Origin of the sequence: Longimicrobium sp. (assembly GCF_048594345.1) — a bacterium.
In the GTDB taxonomy this organism is placed as follows: domain Bacteria; phylum Gemmatimonadota; class Gemmatimonadetes; order Longimicrobiales; family Longimicrobiaceae; genus Longimicrobium.
Window position 1 is genome coordinate 1 of sequence record NZ_JBMDXM010000292.1, and the last position, 5,910, is coordinate 5,910.

The window sequence follows — 5,910 nt, forward strand, 5'->3', positions numbered from 1 at the left end:
GACGAGGCGCGCTACATCCAATCGCTCTGGGCACGCCGCTCACCCCTGGTGAAGCGGCTCGGCGTCCCGGCACCGGCCTGAACGAAGGGGGTCCGCCACATACGAAACCGTTGACGGACCACCTCAGATGTCTCTGTACCCCACCCTCTTTTTCTATCCCTGACCACCCACGGCAGTAGCTGTCTGCAGAACGCCTTCTTCGCTTTCCGCGATCAGGTGGTCCACCACCGCCTTCAGGTCGCCCGTGCGCTCGTACACGGCGATCTGCCGGTCGGCGCTGCTTCCCTCGTCCATCACGCGGAACGCGTACGCCACCTCGGCGCGGGTACCCAGGTCATCCAGCACGTCGTCCACAAACCACTCCAGCATCTCGCGGATCAGCCCCTTGGCCGGGCATTCCTCCTGCTTGCCAAAGTCGATCAGGTTGCCGTCCAGGCCGTAGCGCACCGCCCGCCACTTGTTTTCTTCGATGAGGTCCGCCCCGTACACGCGGAACGTCATGTTGTCGCGGCGCAGCTTCCACAGCTTCTTGATGATGGCCTGCAGGATGGCCGCCACGCACACCGCCTCGTCCACGCGCGTGCAGACGTCCAGAAAACGGTACTCCAGCGTGGGAAACGCGTGGTGCGGGCGCAGGTCCCAGTAGATCTTGCTGCCGTTGGGGATGCAGCGCGTGTTCACCAGCGTTTCCTGCAGCTCCTGAAAGTCACCCCAGCCGCGCATGATGCGGGGCACGCCCGTGCGCGGAAAGTTGCGGAAGATGACGCTGCGGTAGCTTTTGAGCCCCGTGTTGCGTCCCATCCAGAACGGCGAGCTGCTGGACAGGCACAGCAGGTGGGGGATGAAGTAGCGTGACACGTTCATCGCGTCGATCAGGAACTCGGGGTCCTCGATCCCCACGTGCACGTGCGTGCCAAAGATCAGCAGCTGCTGCGCCAGGTCCTGCATGTCCTGGCGCACGCCGATGTAGCGCTCCAGCGGCGTGATCTCCTGCGTCATCCAGCTGCTGAACGGGTGCGTGCCTGCCGCGACCACCTTGAGGTCCTTTCGCGCGGCCAGCCCCATCACCATCCCCCGCAGCCGCACCAGCTCGGCGCGTACCTCCTGCGGCGTGTGGCAGACGTTGGTGCCCACTTCGACGATGGACTGGTGCAGCTCGGGCTTGATCTCGCCCAAGAGCATGTGGTCGTCTTCCAGCAGCTCCGTGATGTACGATCTCAGCTCCCGCGTTTCGGGGTCGATGATCTGGTATTCTTCTTCGATGCCGAGGGTGAGCGAGGGCTCCTTCATACGGCGTCCCGGTGGGGTGCGGGTCAGGGCTGATGACGCGAGAGAGATGGCCGCCGGGCGGCCGGATTTCCAACGGATTTTTCTGCACGGACCGGGCCGCTCAGCGCCCGGCCGGCAGCGCGGTCCCTTCCAGGAGCACCGTGCCGTCCACCCGCGCGTGACGGGTGATGCCGTGCGCCACCCACCCCGGCACCTCCGGCGGCTGCCCGTCGCCAAACCAGTGCACCATCAGGTCGTGGGCGTAGTGCTCCAGCGTCATCGGCAGAAGCACCGGGTCCTCCAGCATCCGCGCCGGGGGCGGCCAGCCGCGCTCGCGCTGGGCCTGCTCGTACGCGTCGCCCGGGTCCGGGTGCGCCAGCGCGTCGGCCACGTAGTCCGGGTGCTCGCGCTCCATCATCTCCAGCAGCAACGCCACCGGCACCTCGGCCGTGTAGTCCGTCCGTGGGAGGCCGGCCGCGTCCGCCCATCGAAAGTCGCCGAAGCCCTGCAGCGTGCAGGAAAGCTGCGCCCCGCGGATGCGCTGGCCGCCCACCGTGGCGCAGGCGCGGTCCGGCGGATAGCCCAGCCGCGCCCGCAGCGCAGCGGGCTCTTCCATCCGCCTAGCGCTCCTCCACCAGGAACGTCGACACGCTGCTGCCGCCGCCCGCCGTCACGTTGAGCAGCGGGTCGGTGGCGATGCGCGTAAGGCAGCCGTCCACGTGCGCCGTGTTGGTAACGTAGGGGGCGATGTCGATCATCCGGTTCGTCACCTGCACCCCCCCGTCCACCCAGCTGGCGAACGGCTCCTCGGGGAGCGTGATGCGCTCCTGCACCACGTACGGCGCGTCCAGCGCGGTGCGCAGCGTGGCCTGCCACTCGTCGTCCGACACCAGCCAGCCCAGGACAATGCCGCGGCCGCCGTAGTCGTCGTTGGGCTTCAGCACCAGCCGCTCACGGTTTTGCGCGGCCCAGGGAAGCAGGTCGATGGTGGCGCCGTCCTTTTCCGTCCGCCGCTCTTCGACGACGCGCGTCCAGGGCACGTGCGCGCGCACCGCCGCCAGCTCGTCCGCGTCGAACAGGTGCGCGTTTCGCTCGTCGCCCAGGACGGCCAGGCTGGCCTTTTTGTAGACGATCTTGCAGCGGAACGGGTTCACCATGCACACCGCGCGGTCGCGGACGGCGCGGACGACGGGGCTGTCGATCCCCATCCGCAGCACCAGCTCGTCGATCAGCACCCGCTTGTAGATCAGGTCGATCTGAAAGCCGTTGGGGGCGAACAGCTTGCCTTCGCGGTACTCGCACTCGCGCGGGTCGTGGATCTCGGCCTGGATGCCGTGCGAGCGAAAGTAGTCCTGGAAGAACCGGAACTCGCTCACCGTGGGCACGTCGGTCCAGTCCAGAATGCCGATGCGCGGCAGCTGGCGCCCGCCGCTGAACTCGCGCCACGCGTCCAGCAGCGCGTGCAGCACCCCGTGCCGCGCGGGGAACGGATGCATCACGTGCGTTTCCAGGAACTTTCCCGCGGCCGGAAGGGCCAGAAAGACCTCGGAAAGCTCGTCCACGTACGCGGCGCCCGCCGGCGTCTCGGCGTTGTACTCCGTAAACAGCAGCGTCTGGTCGTCGGACGAGAAGAACGCGTCCAGGCGCGAGGTGGGGCTGGGCGAGGAAAAGCCGGGGTCGTCGTGCACCAGCGTCTCCTCCCAGTCCAGCAGCCGGAACTGCGCGCGAAAGGCGTCGTCCGCCACCGCGCGCTCGTGGATGCGGGTGAACGCGCGCATCAGCGTGGCGATCTCGCGCCGGATCCACCGGTACTGGCCCGGCGTCAGCATCCGCGGACGCAGGACGGAGCAGAGCGGCCGCTCGCCAAAGTACATCCCGCGCCGCCGGTGCTCCTCGTCCATGCGCCCCGCGCACTCGGCCGCGAGCTCCGCGTCTTCCAGCAGCCCGTGCCACCGCGCGATGGCCTCGCGCGCGACCGCCGCGTCGCTCACGCGTGCCCCTCCGACGCTTCTTCGTCCACCACGTCGTCCGGCAGGTCACCCGGATCTTCCCCCATCTCGGCGACGGACTTGTCGCCCACCAGAAAGTCGGAGGAATCAACCCCGTCCACGTCCGCCGCCGGCCTGGGCGCGCCGCCCCGCTTCGCCGACTCCGGATCGACCCCGCCGCCGATCAGGTACCCGCCGCGCGCGTCCATCATCTCCGCCGCGCCCTCGTCCGCCTGCACCTCGTCCGCGTCCCCGCTCCCCGCGTCGTACGGGGGATATTCCGTGGCCGCGTTGTACGGATCGTCGCCGCCGTCGTCCGGCCCGCCCGCGTCGTAGGCGGGGGAGCCATCCGAGACGGGCGGGTTCTCACCGCCGGACTCCGGCGCGGGAGACGTCGCGGACGCGTCGCCTCCCTCCACGCGCGCGCCGCCGCCCCAGCCGCCGCCGATCAGGTATCCGCCGCGCGCGTCATCCCCCGAACCCGCCGTGGCGTAGGCATTGGCCGAGCCCGACTCCGCCCGCGGCGCCTGGATGACCGGCGACGCGGCCACGGCCGCCTCCATCTCACGCCGGCCCTGGAACAGCGACGCCCAGCCCACCTCCGCCGCCTGCTTGCGCGGGTTCCTGGCCAGGTGGATGGCCATGTCGGCCATGTGCTTGACCACCCAGTCAAAGTAGTGGGGCGTAAGCGAATAGACGTCCATGTCGGGCGCGGGGTTCATGAAGTCGATGGCGTAGGGAATGCCGTCCTTGACCGCCCATTCCATGGAGTTCATGTCGTAGCCCAGCGCCCGCACCAGCTTGAGCGAGTCGGCCACCACGCGGCGGCCCAGCTCGTCGCTCATGTGGGCGTGGTCCACGTGGTACTTGCGCTCGCCGGGGTCGTAGCGGATGGGAAGGATCTCCTCCTGCCCCAGGCAGATGCAGCGGATGAAGTGGTCCCACTTGATGAACTCCTGCACCACCATCGTCAGCAGGCCGGAGCTGTCGTAGTGGTAGATGAGCTCGTCCAGCGAGCGGCAGATGTACACGTCCTTCCACCCGCCCCCGTGCGCGTCCTTGAGCACGCAGGGCAGCCCCACGTAGTCCACGATGCCCTGCCAGTCCAGCGGGTACTGCAGGTTGCGCAGCGACTCTTCCTTGACGATCCCCGGGATGTACTCCTTGTTGGGCAGCACCACGGTCTTGGGGTGCGCGATGCCCAGCGAGGTGGCCAGCGCGGCGCCAAAGAACTTGTCGTCGGCCGTCCACATGAACGGGTTGTTGACGACGGTGGTGCCCTGCAGCACCGCCTGCTTGAGGAAGGTGCGGTAGAACGGCACCTCGTGGCTGATGCGGTCGATGATGACCGCGTACTCGGCGGGCTGGTCCATCCGCGGCGCGCCCAGCGTAACGTACTCGGCGGTGACGCCTTCGTCGCGCCGGTTCACCTCTTCGATAAAGGCGGGCGGAAACGACCACTCGCGCCCCACGATCAGCCCCACTTTCAGCGTCATCTGCCCGTCCTCCGCCTGGCGTTCATCAAGGAATCAAGGATGCGCCCCTCGGTTTTCACCGGCCGGGGCCCGTCTTACTTCCGCACTAACGCACTCCCGCACTTCCCGCCTCAGTCGCTTCCGCCGATGTACGTGGGGATCATGCTCATCCAGTACGGCCAGTCGTGCGACCAGCCGTCCCACAGCCGCAGGGCGTTGCCCACGCCCTTTTCCCACAGCTGCCCCGACAGGTAGCGGTTGTTGTCCACGAACGGGTCTTCCCGGCCGGTGCACAGGATGATGTCCATCCGCCGCAGCGCCTCCAGGTGACCGTGGTCGTGCAGCTCGCTCACGTAGTGCGAGGGGTTGTGGGCCTTTACCGCGTCGTCGTAGTACTCTTCCGTCTGCTCGCGGATGTCGTACATGCCGCTCAGCCCGATCACCCGTCCAAACAGGTGCGGGTGGCGCAGCGCCGTGTTCACGGCGTGGTACGCGCCAAAGCTGGCGCCTACGCCCATCAGGAACGGATTGGGGTTGCGGCTCTGCGAGAACGGAAGCACCTCGCGCAGCAGGTAGTTTTCGTACTCGAACTGGCGGATGGCGCGCTGGTGCGGGTGCTTGTAGCGCGCGTACCAGCTTTCGGCGTCTACGCTGTCCACGCAGAACACCTGCAGCCAGCCGTTGCGCAGGTGCTCGCCCAGCGCCTGCATCATCCCCCGGTCCTCCCACTCGTAGTAGCGCCCCATGGAGGTGGGGAACACCAGCACACGCGCACCGGCGTGGCCAAACACCAGCAGGTCCATGTCGCGGCCCAGCGAGGGGCTGTGCCAGCGGTGGTGTTCGCGGTTCACTCGGAATCCGTCTCCGGCAGGCGTGGTGGCAAAAGGGGGCGCCGCGGCCCCACGGGCGGTGCGCGGCCACACGCAAGCCGCGCACCCGCCCCAACGTACGGGGCCGGTGCGCGGCTGCAAAGAGGCGGGAGTTGATTCCGATCGATCCGGGCGGGACCGCGAGCGTTCTGCCGCGTCCGGACCGGCGCGCCTAGTGCAATATCACGCGACCTGCTTTGCAATTGGGTCGAGCAGGTCGCATCCGTAGTAGCTGCAGACCCGTTGCTTCAATTCGGTGGCGCTCAGCTTCCGCGTGGGCTCCACCACCTGCTTCTTCCCATGCACCCA

The 5,910-nt window shown here is 68.1% G+C and carries 5 protein-coding genes; all 5 read right to left on the minus strand.

Annotated elements, in window-relative coordinates; translation table 11 throughout:
- Positions 1–153: 153 nt before the first annotated feature.
- Positions 154–1,290 carry a carboxylate-amine ligase gene (locus tag ACOJUJ_RS30165; protein WP_420130641.1) on the minus strand — a complete coding sequence of 379 codons (1,137 nt, stop codon included), beginning with the start codon at positions 1,288–1,290 and terminating at the stop codon, positions 154–156.
- A gap of 100 nt (positions 1,291–1,390) precedes the next feature.
- Positions 1,391–1,885, minus strand: coding sequence for a hypothetical protein (locus ACOJUJ_RS30170; RefSeq protein ID WP_420130642.1), 495 nt, complete (start codon positions 1,883–1,885; stop codon positions 1,391–1,393).
- Positions 1,886–1,889: 4 nt separating this feature from the next.
- On the minus strand, positions 1,890–3,260 hold the full coding sequence (locus ACOJUJ_RS30175) for a hypothetical protein (protein WP_420130643.1): 1,371 nt from the start codon (positions 3,258–3,260) through the stop codon (positions 1,890–1,892).
- Positions 3,257–4,753, minus strand: a complete 1,497-nt coding sequence (locus ACOJUJ_RS30180; RefSeq protein ID WP_420130644.1) for an ATP-grasp domain-containing protein — start codon at positions 4,751–4,753, stop codon at positions 3,257–3,259. The genes ACOJUJ_RS30175 and ACOJUJ_RS30180 overlap by 4 nt, the downstream gene beginning before the upstream one ends.
- 110 nt (positions 4,754–4,863) lie before the next feature.
- A complete protein-coding gene (locus ACOJUJ_RS30185; protein WP_420130645.1) occupies positions 4,864–5,583 on the minus strand; it encodes an esterase family protein in 720 nt (239 codons plus the stop codon).
- Positions 5,584–5,910 lie beyond the last annotated feature (327 nt).

Coding starts and splice junctions, on each gene's coding strand:
- ACOJUJ_RS30165 (WP_420130641.1), bottom strand. CDS start 1,290: ATGAAGGAGCCCTCGCTCACCCTCGGCATCGAAGAAGAATACCAGATC.
- ACOJUJ_RS30170 (WP_420130642.1), bottom strand. CDS start 1,885: ATGGAAGAGCCCGCTGCGCTGCGGGCGCGGCTGGGCTATCCGCCGGAC.
- ACOJUJ_RS30180 (WP_420130644.1), bottom strand. CDS start 4,753: ATGACGCTGAAAGTGGGGCTGATCGTGGGGCGCGAGTGGTCGTTTCCG.